At 65.8% G+C, this 17,599-nt stretch carries 9 protein-coding genes; 2 read left to right on the top strand and 7 right to left on the bottom strand.

What is annotated here, in order from left to right; all coding sequences use genetic code 11:
• Positions 1-122: 122 nt before the first annotated feature.
• The gene (locus ACCQ15_RS15390; RefSeq protein WP_014090770.1) at positions 123-1,283 is read right to left on the bottom strand and encodes a sialidase family protein; all 1,161 of its coding nucleotides are present in this window, start codon (positions 1,281-1,283) and stop codon (positions 123-125) included.
• A 394-nt stretch (positions 1,284-1,677) separates the two neighbouring features.
• Here ACCQ15_RS15390 and ACCQ15_RS15385 point away from each other — a divergent pair, with 394 nt between their 5' ends.
• Positions 1,678-2,007, top strand: a complete 330-nt coding sequence (locus ACCQ15_RS15385) for a RebB family R body protein (protein WP_372380746.1) — start codon at positions 1,678-1,680, stop codon at positions 2,005-2,007.
• Between the two features lie 57 nt (positions 2,008-2,064).
• On the opposite strand, the gene ACCQ15_RS15380 is transcribed toward ACCQ15_RS15385, so the two are convergent.
• Positions 2,065-2,265, bottom strand: coding sequence for a hypothetical protein (locus tag ACCQ15_RS15380; RefSeq protein WP_008572048.1), 201 nt, complete (start codon positions 2,263-2,265; stop codon positions 2,065-2,067).
• 506 nt (positions 2,266-2,771) lie between these two features.
• Between ACCQ15_RS15380 and xopK the strand changes: the two genes are divergently transcribed.
• Positions 2,772-5,441 carry a type III secretion system effector XopK gene (gene xopK, locus ACCQ15_RS15375; protein ID WP_372381570.1) on the top strand — a complete coding sequence of 890 codons (2,670 nt, stop codon included), beginning with the start codon at positions 2,772-2,774 and terminating at the stop codon, positions 5,439-5,441.
• A 46-nt stretch (positions 5,442-5,487) separates the two neighbouring features.
• Here xopK and ACCQ15_RS15370 read toward each other — a convergent pair whose 3' ends face one another.
• The 5 genes from ACCQ15_RS15370 to ACCQ15_RS15350 all read right to left on the bottom strand — a co-directional run bounded on the left by ACCQ15_RS15370 (position 5,488) and on the right by ACCQ15_RS15350 (position 17,584).
• Positions 5,488-7,323 (bottom strand): glycoside hydrolase family 35 protein, encoded by a 1,836-nt coding sequence (locus ACCQ15_RS15370; protein WP_372380745.1) that lies wholly within the window; start codon positions 7,321-7,323, stop codon positions 5,488-5,490.
• Positions 7,324-7,634: 311 nt separating this feature from the next.
• Positions 7,635-9,977: a GH92 family glycosyl hydrolase gene (locus tag ACCQ15_RS15365; protein ID WP_372380744.1), complete on the bottom strand. Its 2,343-nt coding sequence runs from the start codon at positions 9,975-9,977 to the stop codon at positions 7,635-7,637.
• A gap of 106 nt (positions 9,978-10,083) precedes the next feature.
• Positions 10,084-11,547 carry a glycoside hydrolase family 125 protein gene (locus tag ACCQ15_RS15360; protein WP_008572053.1) on the bottom strand — a complete coding sequence of 488 codons (1,464 nt, stop codon included), beginning with the start codon at positions 11,545-11,547 and terminating at the stop codon, positions 10,084-10,086.
• A gap of 476 nt (positions 11,548-12,023) precedes the next feature.
• On the bottom strand, positions 12,024-14,693 hold the full coding sequence (locus ACCQ15_RS15355; protein ID WP_122272477.1) for a glycoside hydrolase family 3 C-terminal domain-containing protein: 2,670 nt from the start codon (positions 14,691-14,693) through the stop codon (positions 12,024-12,026).
• Positions 14,694-14,902: 209 nt separating this feature from the next.
• Positions 14,903-17,584: a beta-mannosidase gene (locus ACCQ15_RS15350; protein ID WP_372380743.1), complete on the bottom strand. Its 2,682-nt coding sequence runs from the start codon at positions 17,582-17,584 to the stop codon at positions 14,903-14,905.
• Positions 17,585-17,599 lie beyond the last annotated feature (15 nt).

Genomic DNA, 17,599 nt, shown 5'->3' with positions numbered 1-17,599 from the left:
GCGCGCCCGGCGGGCGTGGTTGATCGACGCGTCGCATCGCATTCCTCGTCTTGGCTGTCGCTCGATGACGATGATTGGCACGCAACGCGATGGGCGAATCGCCAGGGGCGAAGCCATCGTCATCATGGCGAAGGATCAGCCGCGTGGCCGCATGCCGTTGTGCAGCGCTCAGACAGCGTTGCGGGCGCGGGCGCCTGGCAGGGGCTGCATGCGCCGAACCGCGTGGGATCGAGCACCACATGCTTGATCCGTCGCCGCTTCCAGGTGTAGCTGACATGCACCAACCCATCGCGGGTCTGGATCACAGCCGGATAAGAAAATTCATCATGGGCGCTGTCTTCCAGCGTCAGCACGCGTTGCCAGTGCACGCCATCGTTGGAGACGGCAACGGCCAGCGTACCGCGGCCGTCCCACCAATCCTTGCCGGCAATGGCGGGGTTGTAGACCAGTAACGCACGGCCGTCGCGCAGCATCACCGCGTCGGTGCCCGAGTTCGGGTTTTCCACGTCCAGCAAGTGCATGGGCTGCCAATGCAGGCCGCCATCGAGCGAGAACGTGCTGAAAAGCTTGTTTTGCTGGCTGCGGCCCAACGCCTGCAGACGGCCATCCGGATATAGCAGCAGACTGGGCTGGATCGCACCGATCGCCTTCGCATCGTTGAGCGGCATGCCGCGTTGCCAGTGCGCGCCGTCGTCGTCGCTCCATTCCAGGTGCGCGCGCCAGCCGCGGTCTTCGCTGCTGCTGGGCGCCAGGATGCGGCCGTTCGGCAATTGCACCGGCTTGTTCTTGATCGGCCCGAGAATGCCGTCGGGCAACCGCTGCGGTGGCGACCAGTGCGCGCCATCGTCGGTGGAAAGCAGACGCAGCCCCCACCATTGGCGCGGAGTGGGTCCGAGCTTGTAGTACAGCTGCACCGGCCCGGTGGTCGATTGGAACAACACCGGATTCCATGCCGGCACTGCAACGCCATCCACGCCTGCGTGCGCGCCATCGGCAATGCGGCGTGGTGTCTGCCATTGCTGCGGGCCGCGCTGAGCCAGCCAGATGCCGACATCGGCCGCACCTTCGTGCTCGCCGCCGAACCAGGCGGCCAACAGGCGACCATCGCGCGTTTCCAGCAAGGTGGACGCGTGTGCTTGCGGGGTAGGAGCCGGGTCGGCGATGAACTCGCTGAGCACGATCGGCGAGGGCGGCGACGCAGGCGATTGGGCTTGGGCAGCAACTACACCCAGGCTTGCAGCAAGGCTCGCAACGAGGCGGCTCAGCAGGCGTGGCGGATGCATCGTGGTCCGGTCCTGTGCGAAGTTTGAAAGACCTTTTTATTATCTCTTAAATACCACGTGGTCCGTCCTTCGGGCGGCTTGGTCGAATTGCACTGCCAGACGTACAGCGATGTGGCCGCTCTGCGTCGGCCTCTACTGGCTGGTGGCGCTTGGCCTGGCTGGACGCGACTGTGCGCACGCGCGCACGATCACACTGATGTTGCGACGTGCGCTGAAGCGTGGCGATGCGAGGGTCGAGTTGCGCGCGGGCCGGCCGCTATCGGGATGGCATCGCGAGCGTGGTGTAGCGGTTTGTCAGCGGGGCGTTGCGGTGACATGACCGCGATGCGTTGTTAGCGCCGCTGGGCCGGTACAACGCAGACCGCCGTGCATCCATTCACTCAGGAGTGCATTGATGGCTTTTCCAACCGCAGTCAATCCGCAGATCACCGATGCCGTCACCCAGGCCAACGTCAAGGTCGTTGGCGAAGCGCCAGCGTTTGCGATGGGTTCGATTTACCAAAGCGTGGCCCATTCGGCCGGCATCCTGTTTCAGAATGCCCTCGCTGCACAACAGCAGCAACCCCCCTTGGCGCAGGCGGCCAACAACCAAGGCGTGATGCAGACCTACGGTGTCGATACCGGGGCTTGCGCGGCAGATGTCGAGAACGTTGCGCAAGGCGGTGCCGCAGACACTCTGAACAGTCTGCTCACCGTGCTCGCCTCGTTCGACACTGCAAAGTAACCGCCCATGGTGACAGCGTCACAGCTGTCGCCATTCTTGCCTGCGCAAATACCTCGCTCAGGCCGCGTTCTCGTCGCGCGCTTGCGGCGGCAGCAGCGTTTGCGGCTTCTTGGCCGATTCGGTCTGGCACAGGAACGTCATCAGGTGTGCGGCTTCGGCACTGCCCATGGGCTTGCTGTGGATCTGCTCGGCGAAGGCGTTCTGGGTGTGCTCGGCAACGGCGGGAACGGACTCTTGTGCAACGGTGGACGACGACATGCAACGCTCCTGGAACCTGCAATCAAGCCGTCTACGTCGCAAGCAAGCGCATCCGTAACGGAGTCAGCCGGTGATATTGCCTGGAATCTGTGCCGTCCGATACCTCGACGGTATGCGGGCGGCGCAGCGGCACCGGACGTTCTGATAACGGCGGCTGCGGCCAGGTCTAAAGCACGATCGGCAGAAAACTGTTCCGGCGGTTATTTCTGATTACGCAACAGGGCCCAAGGCGATGGGGGCGTTGTGCAAGAACGCGGCGGCTCGACAGCAGGATCCGTGCCCGCGCCTGTATGGCGCAGTGCCAACTCCGCCAGGCCATCGGTGCGACGTCTTGCATCTTGCCCATCCGGCGTGGAGGTACCCAATGGCCGGCTTTCTCCGGGATAAATCGCGCGACGCGTGGTTGGGCCGGAGAGTTCGTTTACGGAATCGCGTGTTCGTCGCAACAAGACTGGCTGGAGAGGACAGGCGCACCATCGCCGCTTCGCACCGGTTGGAGTTTGCTCATGCGTGTCCAACGATCCACTGCACAGCACCTTGTCACAGGCGATTCTGCTGCGGCCGTTGAAACGCCGCCCGCAGCGGAATCGCCGCAAGATCGACAGGGTTGGCCACTTGGGTTGAAAGTGCTGCAGACCCGGCCACTGCCCAGACGCACACACCGCGATGAGAGCGAGCGACGAGCGCACCACGGAGACGCCAATGCCCGGGTTGCCGAAGCGGAGACCGCCTATGACGTCTTCGTGGTCGCCAAGTACGTGGCCGACCCCTTGCATGGAACCGCGGACAAAACGGCCGAATTGATCAACGACATTCCCCGCCGCGGCGAACCTGAGCAGTCCGCGGACGCTGGGGACTCGGCGCATCCACCCGAGCACTCACCGGCCGAGCATGCAGCGGCACCGGATGGCCACCACCTGCCACACCCACCGCAGAGCGCACATCCCGCACAGCCGCACGCTGCAGATGCCCCGCATGCGCCGACGCCTGAAGGGCACCATGGGCCACACGCCGACGCCGGGCATCCGGCGGATCCGCACGTGGTTGGGCATGCAGCGGAGGACGGCGTCCTGCACGCCCTTGCCGAGGAAGGCGCGCCGGCAGGCGCATTCGATCTGGCGATGAGCCTGGGTATCAGCGGCGCGATGCTGCCGCTGTCGAGTCTTGCGATCTATGCCGCGTACAAGGAAACCCGCGAAGTTGCCGAGCAGCGCACGCACTTGCGGCAGCAGGAACGCCGCCTGCGCGCGGAGCAGGCGACACTGCAATCCGCCTTGGGCACGACAGCGCCTGCAGGCGCTGCCAATGCTTACGCGCATGCACTGAGCGAGGCGATCGAGACCAACGCCTACCTGCAGCGGCGAAATACGCGGGACGGCGCCATTGCCGCAACCTCCATGGCCTCGGCCGGGGTGATCTTCACCAAGGCAGCGAGCGAACTCGGCATCCAGGGCGGGCTGGCAATCGCCAGCAAGAGCGCAAATGCGGCGGGCCTGGTGGGCCACAGTGCCGCGGCCGCAGGTGCGGCCTCTGCGGCGGGCATCGCCGGCAGCTTCGTCCTCGCGCCGTTGGCGAGCGTGGCGGCCACCGCATTGGGGGGCACCTTCCTGCACCAGTCGCGTCGGGAAAGGACGCGTGTTGCCGTGGATGTCGGCAGGGTCCAGCGCTTCCTGCAAGATCTCGAACCTGGCGAACTCAGTCCTGGCGCACAGCGCTACCAGCACTTTGTGAACACCAAGTTGGGCAAGTACGACCGCTTTGCGCATCGGTTCAACCAGTGGAACAAGGGCTTTGTCGTGGGTGGAGTCACCTACACCGCCAGTACGTTGACCAAGGTCGGCGTCAGCGCGGCCGTCGTTGCCGGCGCCACGGTGGCCGCCCCGGTGGGCACCGGCCTGATCATCGGCGCAGGCCTGCTCGGTGCGGCCACGATGGGGGTCGGCAGCCATCAGTTCCTGCTGGCGCACGGCAAGCAGAAGCGCTATCGCAGGTACCAGACCGAGGACATGCCCGGCGTCGATCGCGCGCTGCTGGCGGTGGCGGATCTGTTGCCTGCACGCGAGGCGGAGGGTGCGCCATCCCGGGAGGTGCCCAACGTCGCCGACCAGTTGCCGCCAACTGCGGTGGACGTTGGACTGACGCCAGTGGCGGAGGAAGCGGAGGGGAGCGATGAAGACGATATCGTTGCAGAACCCGATCCCGGCCTGGAGCCGAAGCATCGCCAAGGCGCCTCTGCCGCAGGTGATGCGCAACCGGCGATGCCGGAACCCGCCGCTTCGACTGCCGACAGGTCGGGCGCAACAGCAGCAGATGACGTGGTGCCCCACCATGGATTCGAGTTGCGGAGCGCTCTCTACGCCTGCATCGACGGGCAGGAAAAGGCGCTGGACGCGTTTGTGCAGGCCGGTGCCGACGACCTGCAGAAATTGCATCCGGCCAAGCCGCGCTCGACGGATCAGGGCAAGGGCTCGGGTCGACCGGCACCTGCGGCGCCGCTGGGTCGGCGCATCAATGCAGCCCTGCGCGCTGCAGCGAACTATGGACGCGCGGTATTGACCGGTAAGCCGCAGGAGGCGCGAGGCAAGGCGATGCGCAGCCATGCCAAGCACAGCGCGGTGCTGACCGAAACTGCGCTTGCGCAGTGGCTGCAAACGCCCGGCTCGGTGAAGTCGCAGATTGCCTACATGCAATGCTGCCTCGAACTGCAAAAGAAGTATCTCGACGCCAAGCTCAGCGCGCAGGCGGACCTTCCGCAGCCCGACGTGCACGATGATCCGCATTCTCATGACCAAACGCCGGTGGCGACGGTCGATCAGGCTTCGGAACGTTTACTGGCGCAACTGCATCAGGTGCGCACGCGCGACGACACCCAGCAGCGCGCGATCAGCCTGATGCTGCAGGAACTGGAGATGGCCGAGCAGGAACTGGCGAGCCCAGATGTGCGAAGCCAAGCGCGCGCCGCCGCCAGGATGCCCGGTTTGCAGCAGCGCCTGATCCGGGTGCTGACCTCGAACGCGATCGTGCCGCAAGAAGGTGTTGCAGGGTTCGCCCGGTTCTGCATGAAACAGGCCCGTCAGCACACCACCCATGTGCGCGGCACGCTGCTGGCGACCGAAGTCCAGGCAGCACGCATCCGCGAACAGGCGGCTGCCGTAGCCCCTGCGTCCACCACCTGATGGCGGCTGTGCGAGCGAGCACGCGTCTGCAGCCGCCTTGCAAGACTCACTCTTTCGGCGTGAGCCACACCTGCTGCTTCAGGCCGCGCACGCTGGGGGTGGTGACATCGTCCAGGTCGAAGACCACCACCGTGTTGTCACCCTTGCGCTGGAACGGCGCGGGGAAATACAGCGCGGTCTGCGGGCCGATGTTCCAGTGGCGGCCCAGGTTGACGCCGTTGGCCCAGGCAAAGCCCTTGCCGAAGGCGCGCATGTCCAGATAGGTGTCGGTCGGCGTGCCGATGCGCAGGGCGCCGCGGTGAAACGCCGGGCCTTGCACTGCCTTGCGGGTCCAGCCGCGGATGCTGTCGGGCGTGCGCATCGGCAGCGGGAAGGCCTGCCAGCCGGTGAGCTGCTGGTTGTCCAGTAGCACCGGGTCCACCAGCCCGGCGCGGCCGTCGGCCATGCGCGTGCCGTAGTTGATGCGGCCGCTGTTTTCGACCAGCACATCCAGGGTGTGCTGGCCTGCAGGAATCTCTACCTCAAGCGACACCTGCTGCAAACGCCGCTCAACGCTGCCGACCGGCCGTTGATCCACGTACACGCGTGCCACATCGCGCACGTCGCCCAGATACAGCGGGCCCTTGCGCGGGCCAGTGACCGTGGTGCGGTAGAGGATGTAGCCATAATCCTGGCCGAACTGTTCCATCGGCTGCGGGGTGTCGATGGCGATCGGCGCGGGCAGGTTGTCCCAGAGCGAGGCCGATTCGCGCAGCGGCGTGGCCGGCAGCGTGGCGGTGGCGATCGGTGCCGGTAATGCGGGCGGTTGCACGCCGGTCACGCGGGCGATGGCATCGCGCATCAACGCGAGTTTGGGCGTGGGGTGGCCGGCTTCGTCGAGGATGGCGTCGTAGTCGTAACTGGTGGTCTGCGGCGCGTAGTGGTCGCTGGGATTGTTCTGGAAATTGGCGCCATTCATGAAGCCGAAACTGGTGCCGCCGATGAACATGTAGAGATTGGCCGAGTGGCCCTGGCGCAGGATCCACTCGAACTCCTCGGCCTGTTGCCTGGCATCGGTTGCGGCATGCGGCTTGCCCCAATGGTCGAACCACCCGGCCCAGTATTCGCCGACCATGCGCGGTTGATCGGGGCGGAACTTGATCAGTTTGTCGAATGCGCTCTTGGCCTCGCCGGGTGCGAAGTTCACCACCGCCAGGGTGTCGGGCAAGGTGCCGTTGGCGAGCATGTCGGCGCCATCGGAGGTGAACAGCAAGGCCTTGTCGAAGCCAGCCTTGACGTACATGGCGCGGTTGTCGGCCATGTAGGCGTGATCGTCGGCGTAGGAGCCGTATTCGTTCTCGACCTGCACGGCGATGATCGGCCCGCCGTTATGGTTGAGCAGCGGCTGCACCTGTTTGGCCAACGCATCCAGATAGGACTGGCTGGCGGCGAGAAAGCGCGGATCGCGGCTGCGGACGCGAATATTGCCCTTGCCGAACAACCAGGCCGGGTAGCCGCCGGCTTCCCACTCCGCACAGGCGTAAGGGCCGGGCCGCAGGATGACGTTGAGGCCCTGCGCGGCGGCTTCGCGCACGAACGCGGCCACATCGTTGTTGCCGGAAAAATCGAACTGGCCTTGCTGCGGTTCCACCAGATTCCAGAACACGTAGGTTTCTACGGTGTTCAAGCCCAGGGCACGCGCTTTTTGCAGGCGGTCTTTCCAGTAGGCGCGCGGAATGCGCTGGAAATGGATGGCGCCGGAGAGCAGCTGGTACGGCTTGCCGGCGCGCACGAATTGCGTGCCCTGCGTGCCGAAGGCGGGCCAGGGCTCGGGTGTGGCAGCGGCGGCGGGTAGCGCGAGCGCCAGGGCCAGAACCAGGGGAGCAAGAGTGGTACGCAGCATGGAGGTCTCGATGTAGGTGGGGCCGGTGGTGCGGGTGGATGGCAGGCGGCGGTGTTTGCGTTCTGCCCTCATCCGCCCTGCGGGCACCTTCTCCCGCTTGCGGGAGAAGGAAGAGCAATACCCGCTTGCGGGAGAAGGAAGAGCAATACCCGCTTGCGGGAGAAGGGAAGAGCAATCCCCGCTTGCGGAATGAGAAAGCAACTTCCACTGGCAAATGAACAAGCGATCCCTGTTTGCGTACACGGGAAAGGGCGTTCCCCATTCGCGCAGCAAGCACCGAACGCGCCGCTTGTGCAAGCGACGTACTGGCATTACGCGAACGACGGTGGCAGATCCTTCTTGTCTGCGCCGAAGGCCGGGTTAGGCTTGGGCCCCATCGCAAACTCCAGCGTGCCGCCGGCGGCCAGCTCGGTGTGACGTAGCCAGGCGCGGGTGAGCGATTTGCCGTTGAAGGTCAGCGACTGCACGTAAACGTTCTGCGCGCTGTTGTCCTTGGCCACGATGCGCAGCGTGCGGCCATTGCCCACGTCCAGCGTGGCACGCTTGAACAAGGGGCTGCCCACGATGTAGTTGCCGCTGACCGGATCCACCGCATACAGCCCCAGTGCACTGAGCACGAACCAGGCGCTCATCTGCCCGCAGTCTTCGTTGCCGGACAGGCCGTTGCGCGCGTCGTGATACTGCTCGCGCAGCAACCGGCGCACCATCGCTTGGGTCTTGTACGGCTGGCCGGCATAGGCGAACAGATACGCCACATGGTGGCTGGGCTCGTTGCCATGCGCGTACTGGCCGACCATGCCGTCGATATCCGGCGGTGCATCGGCGGGCAGTTCGGAACTGGTGGAAAACAGCTCGTCCAGCTTGGCGACGAAACCGTCGCGGCCGCCGTACAAATCCATGTAGCCGTACAGATCGTGCTGGTTGAGGAAGGTGGCCTGCCAGGCGTTGGATTCGGTGAAATCGCGCCACTTGGCGATGTGGCCCATGCCGCGCGGGTCGAACGATGTGGCCCAGCTGCCGTCGGCAAGCCGTGCCTGCACGAAGCCGCTGTCGCGATTGAACACGTTGCGGTAGTTGCGCGAGCGTATGCGCAATGCGCGTGCATCGGCGCTGGCGCCGGCGGCCTGCGCCAGGTGTGCGCAGGCCCAGTCGTCGTAGGCGTATTCGAGCGTGCGGCTGACCGATTCGTCCACTTTGTCTGCGGGGATGTAACCGAGCCTGCGGTACTCGCCCAGGCCGTGGGTGGTGTCGTCCATCGCACGCTTGCGGTACGCCGGCCAGGCGGCCTTGTAGTCGATCCCGGTAAAGCCCTTGGCATGCGCCTCGGCCAGCACCACGGCGGAGTGATAGCCGATCATGCAGCCGGTCTCCACGCCCTGCAGCGGCCAGATGCCCACGCCGTCCGGGCATTCGTTGGCGCCGCGCACCAGGCATTGCACCAGGTCCGGCACGCGCTCGGGCTGGACCAGCGTGAGCAGTGGATGGGCGGCGCGGTAGGTGTCCCACAGCGAGTAGGTGCTGTAGTTGTTGTAGCCCTTCGGCGCGGTGTGGATCTGCAGGTCCATGCCGCGGTAGCGGTTGTCCACATCGGAGAACAGCGTGGGCGCCAGCAGGCTGTGATACAGGCCGGTGTAGAAGATGCGCCGTTGCGCGTCGTCATCGCTGTCGATGCGCACGCGGGCTAGTTCCTTTTCCCAGGCAGCGACCGCTTGCGCATGCACGCGCGCGAAGTCGAAGTCCGGCAATTCGGCGTCCAGGTTGGCCAGTGCATTGTCGGCGCTGACGGCCGAGATGCCGACCTTGATCAGCAGCGGGGCATCGGCGGCATCGGGGTAATGCAACGCGGCCTTGAGGTGGGTGCCGTCGGTGCTGCGCGTGCCGGCGGCCAGCGGTTGGTCTTCGTTGTACAGCTGCACGTGCTTGAACGGGCGCGACAGGCGCATGGCGAAATAGATGTAGCGGCCCTTGGCCCATTGGTAGACGCGGCGTCCGCCGGTGAGGGTGCGTTCATCGACCACGCGCAGCTGCGCATCGCTCACGCGGGTGGCAATTTCCGGCTTGTCCTGCATGCCGTGGCACAGGTCGAGCAACACGTGCGCGGATTTGCCCTTGGGGAAGTGATAGCGGTGCAGGCCGGCCCGCGCGGTGGCGGTGAGTTCGGCATGCACGCCGCTGTCCTTGAGGCGCACGCGGTAGTAACCGGGCGATGCGGCTTCGTCGGCGTGGTCGTAGCGCGAGCGGTAGCCGGCATCCGGGGTGTCGAGCGGGCCGGGCACCAGTTTGACCTCGCCGGTGGCGGGCACCAGCAGGACGTCCAGCATGTCGCCGATGCCGGTGCCGGACAGGTGCGTGTGCGAGAAGCCCATGATCGAGCCATCGGACTCGTGATACCCCGAGCACGAATCCCACACCGCGTTATAGGTGTCCGGGCTGAGCTGCACCATGCCGAATGGCAGCGTGGCGCCGGGGAAGGTATGACCGTGGCCGCCGGTGCCGATGAACACATCCACATGCCGGGTGAGGTCGGCGCGGGCACGCGCGTCGGCCGGAAGCGCGTAATTGCCGGCGCGCGCGCGCGCCAGGCCGGGCAGACCGACGCTGCCAAACAGGGCTGCGGCGATGGCGCCTTGGAGAAAACCGCGTCGTGTTGCCATGTGTGTGATCTCTGATGTCGCGAGGTGGGTGCGCCGTACCCTCATCCGCCCTTCGGGCACTTTCTCCCAATGAAGGAGACCGAGGTCCCGATGGGAGAGGGGAAGGTCAGGCGCTACGCAGCAGCTGGGGTTTGCGTTGATGCAGGTCGATGATCAGTTCGCCGAACAAGGTATTGGCCCAGGCGAACCAGTCGCGGGTGAAGGTGCTCGGGTTGTCCTTGTCGAAGGCCTCGTGCATGAAGCCGGTGCCGGCGTGGGTGGTTTTCAACCATTGCAGGCATTGGCGCAGTTGCGCGTCGTCGTCGCTGACCAGCGCGTACTGAATGATCGACATCGGCCAGATCGTGCCCATGCCGCTGTGCGGGCTGCCGACGCCTTCGGCCGCTTTGCCGCGCGAGAAATACGGGTTGCGTTCGCTCCAGGCCAGCTGGCGCGTGCGCAGGAACACCGGGTCGGCGCGATCGCAGCAGCCCAGGTAGGCCAGGCTGAGCAGACCGGGTGCATTGGCGTCGTCAATGAATAACTGGTTACCGAAGCCGTCCACTTCAAACGCCCAGTACGCCTGCCCGTCGGCATCGCGCTGCTGGCCGAACCGGCGGGTGGCGGTTTCCACTTCGTCGGCCAGCGCGGTGCACTCGGCGGCGAAGGCGGTGTCGCGATGCAAGGCCGTGCTCATCGTGGCCAGCTGCCGCAGCGAGGTGACTGCGAACAGGTTGGCCGGCACGAACAATGGAAACACGCAGGCATCGTCGGAGGGGCGGAACATCGAGTGGATCATGCCGTTGGGCTTGGTCGGCTGGCCGTAGCCTTCCAGCACCAGGGTTTCGGTGGCCAGTGGCGAGGGCCGCTGGAACACGTACGGGCCGCGGTTGTCCTTGCGCTGCTGCTCGCGGAAGGTCTTGACCACCACGTGCATTGCCGCGCGCCAGTCGTCGTCGAACGGTGCGGTGTCGCCGGTGGCGCGCCAGTATTCGTGCGCAATGCGGATGGGGTAGCACAACGAATCCACTTCCCACTTGCGCTCGCCCACGCCCGGCTTCATTTCGGTGATGTCGTTGAGCGACCACTTCAGGCGCTGGGTCTGGCCGTCGGGCAGGAACGCGTTGGCATAGGGGTCGAGCGTGATGCACGCAGCCTGGCGCTGGATCAGGCCATGGAACATGCGCCGCAACGCCGGGTCGCGCCTGGCCAGCGGCACGTACGGGTGCACCTGTGCGGACGAGTCGCGCAGCCACATCGCGTGGATGTCGCCGGTGATGACGAAGGTGTCCGGCTTGCCGTTGCGGGTGCCGGTTTCCACGGTGGTGTCGAGCGTGTTGGGGTAGCAGTTCTCGAACAGCCAGGCCAGTTCGGGGTCGGCGATGCGCGCCTTGATCTGCGCGATCTGCTGCTCGACCGCCTTGCTGACGAAGCGGCGCTGCGCCCTGGGCGGACGCTTGCTGACAAAGCGGCCGGTTGCACTGGACGCGCCGGTGGCGGGCGCGGCCGCGAACGCGGGCAGGGCGCTGGCCAGCAAGCCGGCACCGGCGCTAGCGCCGAGCAACTGAAGGATGTCGCGGCGGGTATGCATGACCTGGAACTCCTTGGATGTCGACAGCAGGCCCGCACGCCAGTGCCGCTCCAGAGCCGCGCGACCTGCCGGCTGAGGATGAGACCTATGCATGACCAATTCCCGATGACCATACAACGTGTGCGCCGAATGTGCATAGTGCGGTCGCACAATTCGTTGCCGCATGTGGACTATTCGATGGCGCAGTCGCGGGCCGGTCCGCGGTCTGCCCTTCTGGATGCGGGCCGCAAACCGCCTTCGACAACGCCACGCTGGGCACCACGACCTCCGGCCTGCAGCCCGCACGTCGGCACTCGTCCGGCCGCCCTCCAGCGGCATCGTCAGTGCCGATCAACACGCCGACAAGGGCGCGTAGGCATGCACGTCGCTGCCTCCGGCAGCATGGTGCCTCGTCGACACGCCATCGACACCCGCGCCGCTGTTGTCCACCTGCTCCGGCATGGCCGGCGACTGCGTGCGTCAGCGCGATGCGGCGCCTACTTCGGCAACGGCGAACGCCCCTGGATCGAAAACGGCGCGGTATTGCCGGCCGCGCCGGTACCCGGCTGCCCGCCGCCGACGAACAACGTGTAGTTGCCGGCTTCCACCGCGCGCTGCCCGCTGCGATCCACGTCGCTCAACGCGCGTGCATCCAGGTTGAAGGTCAGCGTGCGTTGCTCGCCCGCTGCAAGATGCACGCGCTGAAAACCGACCAGGCTGCGCAACGGGGACTGCGGACGGTCCGGATATTGCAGATACACCTGCGCCACTTCGTCGCCGGCACGTGCACCGGTATTGCGCACGGTCGTGGTTACCTGCAGCGAACTGCCGGCTTGCAGCGTGGTGGTGGACAGCTGCGGCGCGTCATAGGCAAAGCGGGTGTAGCTCAGGCCATAGCCGAACGCAAACAGCGGCTCGCCCTTGAAGTAACGGTAGGTGCGGCCCTTCATGTCGTAGCTGACGTAGGCCGGCAGGTCCTTGGTGGAGCGGTAGAAGGTCACCGGCAGGCGACCGCCGGGATTGTCGTCGCCGGCCAGCATGCGCGCGATCGCGGTGCCGCCGGACTGGCCCGGGTACCACGCGGCCACGATCGCATCGGCATGCGTCTTGGCCCAGTTCAAGGCCACCGCGCTGCCGCTCATCAGCACCACCACCAGCGGTTTGCCGGACGCCTTTGCCCGTTCGAGCAGCGCTTGCTGCGGGGCGGGCAGGGCGATGTCGTTGCGGTCGCCACCGTCGAAGCCGGGAACATCGATCCGCAACTCTTCGCCTTCCACATCCGGCGACAGGCCAACGAAGGCGACCACAGCGTCTGCCTGTGCCACGGCCTGCTCGGCTTCGGCCAGTTGCGCGGCGGCAGGAGCCAGCCATTCCAGGCGCACGCCCTGATCCTGGCCGCGATGCTCCATTTCCAGGCGAATCTTGCGTGGGCGGGTGTCGTCGAAATGCAGCACGGTTTCCACGCTCCGGCCGTCGGCGTTGTGCATGCCGGCCGGCACGTGCTTGTCTTCGGCGTTGCCGGCAACCACCAGCTTGTCGTCGATATACAGGCGTACCGGGTCGTGCCCGCTGCAGTCGAAGCAACGCGCCACGCGCACTGCCAGGGTGTAATCGCCAGCGCTGGGTGGCAGCAGCTCGCCGCTCCAGCGCACGGCATAGCGGTCGGCCGGTACGCCCTTTGCCGGGGCGACCTGATCCCAGTTGAAGCTCACCGTGCGGTCCTGCCGCACCACGCGTGCAGCACCGCTCATGTCGACGTTGTCGAAATATTCGCCACGCAGTCCCGGCTTGCCATCGCTGCGCAGTGCCGTCTCCGGGATCATGCCGGGCACGCCGGCAGCCAACGGTGCGCCTTGTGCGTAGCTCACCTGCTGCGCACCGAAGCGCTGACGCAGGCCCAGCAGCGGCGTCACCGGCGCGGACGAGGTGCCCTGGTAGTTGGCCTCCAATGCAGCCAGTGCATCCGCATTCGGGCCGATCACCGCCAGCCGCGTGCCGGCCTTGAGCGGCAACGTGTTGGCATCGTTCTTCAGCAGCACGATCGACTCGGCGGCCGCCTGCAAGGCCAGCGCACGATGCGCCGCGTTGTCCACGTCCTTCGCGCCGAGCCGCGCGTACGGGTCCTTGCGCGGGGCCTCCAGCTCGCCCAGGCGGTAGCGGGCGGCAAACAGGCGCACCAGCGATTGATCCAGCAAGGCTTCGTCCACTTCACCGCGCGCGATCGCCGTGCCGAGTTCGCGATAGGCATGCCCGCAGTTGAGATCGTGCCCGGCCTTCAGCGCGGCGGCCGACGAGCCGGCGTTGTCCGGGCGGAAATAATGGAACTGGGTCATGTCGTCGACCGCATCGCAATCGGACACCACAAAGCCCTTGAAGCCCCAGTCGCCGCGCACGCGGCCGTTGAGCAACCAGTCGGCGGCGCACGCCGGGGTGCCGTGCAGCGAGTTGTACGCACACATCACCGAGCCGGCCTGGCCTTCGACGATGGCAGCGCGGAAGGCCGGCGTATAGGTCGCTTCCACATCGCGTGGCGAGACATCCACATCGAAGCCATGCCGGCCCGGCTCGGGGCCGCTGTGCACCGCGATGTGCTTGGGCGTGGCGATCGTGCGTGGATGGTTGAGGTCCTCGCCCTGCAGGCCGCGGATAAAGCCCACCGCCATCTGCCCGGTGAGAAACGGATCTTCGCCGTAGGTTTCCATGCCACGGCCCCAGCGCGGGTCGCGGAAGATGTTGATGTTGGGCGACCAGATGGTAAGACCGGCGTAGCGTTTATGGTCCTTGCCCGGACCACCGGCCTGGTTAAACTTGGCGCGCGCTTCGGTGGACACCACCGTGCCCACCTGCTGCATCAGGCGGGTATTCCAGCTCGCCGCCAGGCCAATCGACTGCGGAAACACCGTGGCGTAGCCGTTGCGCGCGATGCCGTGCAGGCCTTCGCTCCACCACTCGTAGGCGGGGATGCCCAGGCGCGGAATCGCCGGTGCATCGTTCATGGCCTGGGCCACTTTTTCTTCGCGGCTCATTTGCGCGACCAGGGCGGCGGCGCGCTGTTCGGGCGTTGCATCGGTGTTTTTTGCGGCCACTGCCGGTGCAGCGATGAGCGGCAGGGCCAGGCTCACACTGAGTGCAGCGGCAAGACGGCACGGAAAGACGGACAACGACATCGGTTCACTCCTGCGCGGCGGCCATGGCCGTCACGCGTTGCGCTTGGGTCGCCCGCAGTGATGCTGCGGGCAGTGGTCATTACAAATCGCTGACTGCCTTGCGTGCGATGCATTGCATGGAGCCGTCAGCGCTACATGCGGTCTTCGCGGATAAAGCAGCGTGCTTACGCGCGTGCTGCGTCGTCTGCTGAGACCTGTTGCTGGCGGTTTTACTTTGCTTCGGCAGGCTCCGGCGGCGCGCCAGCCAGCGTGGCGGCCAGGTCGCGCACCTGCAGCGTGGATTGCAACTGCGCCAGTGCCGCCTTGCTGCTCACCCGCACGGTCAGTGGCTCACCCGGCAGCAGGTCGAAGGCGTTGTCCGACAGCGTGGCATCCACATCGCCGAACGACAGCCACACCTCGCGCGCCAGCGTGTTGCTGGTCAGGGTGAGTGCGTAGCCATCGCCATCGGCACGCCACTGGCTGTCGATCTTCGCGGTAGGCAATGCAAGCTGCTTGGCCGGCGCGAAGAACACCACCTCGCGCGAGAGTAATGTGTCGCCGTCGAGCAGCTCGAACACCGCGTAGGTGCGCTTGGGATCGGCGCTGCCCAGCAATTGCTTGTCGCTGAAGTTGCCCACCTGCAGGCTGCTCAGCGGTTTGACGCTGGCTTTTTCTTCGCGCTTGCTCAGCACCTTGCCATCCATGCCCATCACCCGCATGCGCCAGCGCGCTGCCAGCGGGGTGGTGCGGTCGGAGACCAGCGACACCTCGGTCTGGCCCTTGTCGCTGCGCAATGCGGCGATCATTTCCGGCGCGTAGAAGCGCCGTGCGTGGTAATGCAGCGCCTTCCAGCGGCCGTAGTAATCCACGCTGGACCACGACGCGCCCGGCCACACATCGTTGAGCTGCCAGTACAGCGAACCCATCGACTGCGGGCGAGAGGCACGCAGATGCGAAGCGGCGATGTTGATGCCTTCGGCCTGCATCAGCTGGCTCAGGTAGACGAAACTGTCGAAATCCTTGGGCTCGCCGAATTCGCGGCGGATGTACAGCATCAGCCGCTTGTTGCCGTTGCCCTTGTCAAACTTCTGATGCACGCGCATCACCGGCGATTCCGGATCCATGTCGCCGGGCTCGGCAAACGCCCGCACGGTGCGCATATCGGGGAACGACTGCAGGCCGTACTCGGACATGAAGCGCGGGGTGACGTTGAGGTATTCGGTGACCGGCAGGGCAGGGCCGCCCCACACCTTCCAGTAATGCATGTCGCCATCGTTGGTCTGGTCGGCCGCGCCATCGAAATCGGTGCCCGGCGAGGTGGCCCAGTACGGCACGTCGTTATCGTAGGTGGCCACCACTTCACGGAATACGGTGCCGAACAAGGTGGTCATGCCGCGTTCGATGCGGGCGCGTTCTTCCGGGTCCACCGACTGCTTGAACTTGACCCGGTCGCCCCAGTTTTCCCAGCCGGTCTGCACTTCGTTGTTGCCGCACCACAACACGATGCTGGGGTGATCGCGCAGCCGCTTGACCTGTTCGATCGCCTCCTGCCGGGTGTTCTCGCGGAACTCCACGTCGTACGGCGGCACCGCGCCGCCGAACATGAAGTCCTGCCAGATCATGATGCCAAGCTCGTCGGCGACGTCGTAAAAATAGTCGTCCTGGTAATGCCCGCCGCCCCACATGCGCAGCATGTTCATGTTGGCATCGCGCGCGTCCTGCAAGGTGCTGCGCATGCGCGCGTGCGTGACACGTGCGGGGAAGGCATCCAGCGGAATCAGGTTGGCCCCCTTGGCGAAGATCGGGATGCCGTTGATCACGATCTCCATGCTCTTGCCGTACTGGTCTTTTTCGCGGCGCAGCTCCACCGAGCGCAGGCCGGTGACCCGCTTGATCTGCTGGCTGTCGCCATCGGCATCGCGTACGTTGGCCACGAAGGTGTAGCGGTCCTGCGCGCCGTAGCCGGCCGGGAACCAGCGCTTGGGCTTGGCGATGCGCACCGCCAGCTCGATGCGGTTCTGGCCGGGATCGACCACCGCGTCCTGGGTGAACTGGCCGACGTTTTGCCCATCCGGGCCCAGTACATCCAGCGTCACCTGCACCGGCCCGCTGCGGCCGGCCTGCAGTTCCAGCTGCGCCTGCAATTGCGCGCTATCGGCATCCACGCGTTGCTGGGCGATATGCAGCCCATCCACCCGCACGGCGTCCCACGCTTCCACGCGCACATCCTTCCAGATGCCGGCATTGACCATGCGCGGGCCCCAATCCCAACCGAAGTTGTACGGCGCCTTGCGCACGTAGGTAGAGCTGTGGCGTGCCTCCGGCTCGTCCCCGAACGCCGAATCGTAGGCGCCCGGCAGCGCATACGGTTGCTTGGCCAGCCACGGCTGGATCTTCTTGATCGGCGAATACAGCTTGACCTCGAGCACGTTATCGCCACGCTTGAGCAAGGATTTCGCATCCACGCGCCACTGCCGGAACATGTTGTCGGCGCTGAGCAGCTGCTTGCCATTGAGGGTGACCTCGGCAAACGTGTCCAGGCCGTCGAACACCAGCTCGACATGTTCGCGCTTGAGTGTGGCCGCATCGACATTGAAACGGGTCTGGTACTGCCAATCGCTCAGGCCCGCCCACTGGATCTTGCCTTCGTTATCGCGATAGAACGGGTCGGGCACGATCTTGGCGGCGATCAGGTCGGTCTGCACCGCACCGGGCACCTGCGCCGGCAGCCACGCCGCTGCCTTCGGATACGTCTTGCCCTGCTCCTGACCCGGCACCAGCCGCACCTGCCAGCCGCTGTCCAGCGTCACTGCCGTCGGCGGTGCTGCCCAGGCCTGCGAGATGGCCAAGGCCAGGGCAAGCCCGAGACGGGCGGGGGCGGGAACAAAACGATGACGTGACAGGGGCATGCGTGACTCTCCTAG

The organism is Xanthomonas sp. NCPPB 1754, assembly GCF_041475725.2.
Lineage (GTDB): Bacteria > Pseudomonadota > Gammaproteobacteria > Xanthomonadales > Xanthomonadaceae > Xanthomonas > Xanthomonas euvesicatoria.
Note: the sequence above shows the minus strand (reverse complement) of the source record. Positions and strands in the feature narration are given on the sequence as shown.

Excerpts from the sequence above, each read along its gene's own strand:
- ACCQ15_RS15360 (WP_008572053.1), bottom strand. The coding sequence starts at position 11,547 with ATGCATACCCGCCGCGACATCCTTCAGTTGCTCGGCGCTAGCGCCGGT.
- ACCQ15_RS15385 (WP_372380746.1), top strand. The coding sequence starts at position 1,678 with ATGGCTTTTCCAACCGCAGTCAATCCGCAGATCACCGATGCCGTCACC.
- ACCQ15_RS15370 (WP_372380745.1), bottom strand. The coding sequence starts at position 7,323 with ATGCTGCGTACCACTCTTGCTCCCCTGGTTCTGGCCCTGGCGCTCGCG.
- ACCQ15_RS15350 (WP_372380743.1), bottom strand. The coding sequence starts at position 17,584 with ATGCCCCTGTCACGTCATCGTTTTGTTCCCGCCCCCGCCCGTCTCGGG.
- ACCQ15_RS15380 (WP_008572048.1), bottom strand. The coding sequence starts at position 2,265 with ATGTCGTCGTCCACCGTTGCACAAGAGTCCGTTCCCGCCGTTGCCGAG.
- ACCQ15_RS15390 (WP_014090770.1), bottom strand. The coding sequence starts at position 1,283 with ATGCATCCGCCACGCCTGCTGAGCCGCCTCGTTGCGAGCCTTGCTGCA.
- xopK (WP_372381570.1), top strand. The coding sequence starts at position 2,772 with ATGCGTGTCCAACGATCCACTGCACAGCACCTTGTCACAGGCGATTCT.
- ACCQ15_RS15365 (WP_372380744.1), bottom strand. The coding sequence starts at position 9,977 with ATGGCAACACGACGCGGTTTTCTCCAAGGCGCCATCGCCGCAGCCCTG.
- ACCQ15_RS15355 (WP_122272477.1), bottom strand. The coding sequence starts at position 14,693 with ATGTCGTTGTCCGTCTTTCCGTGCCGTCTTGCCGCTGCACTCAGTGTG.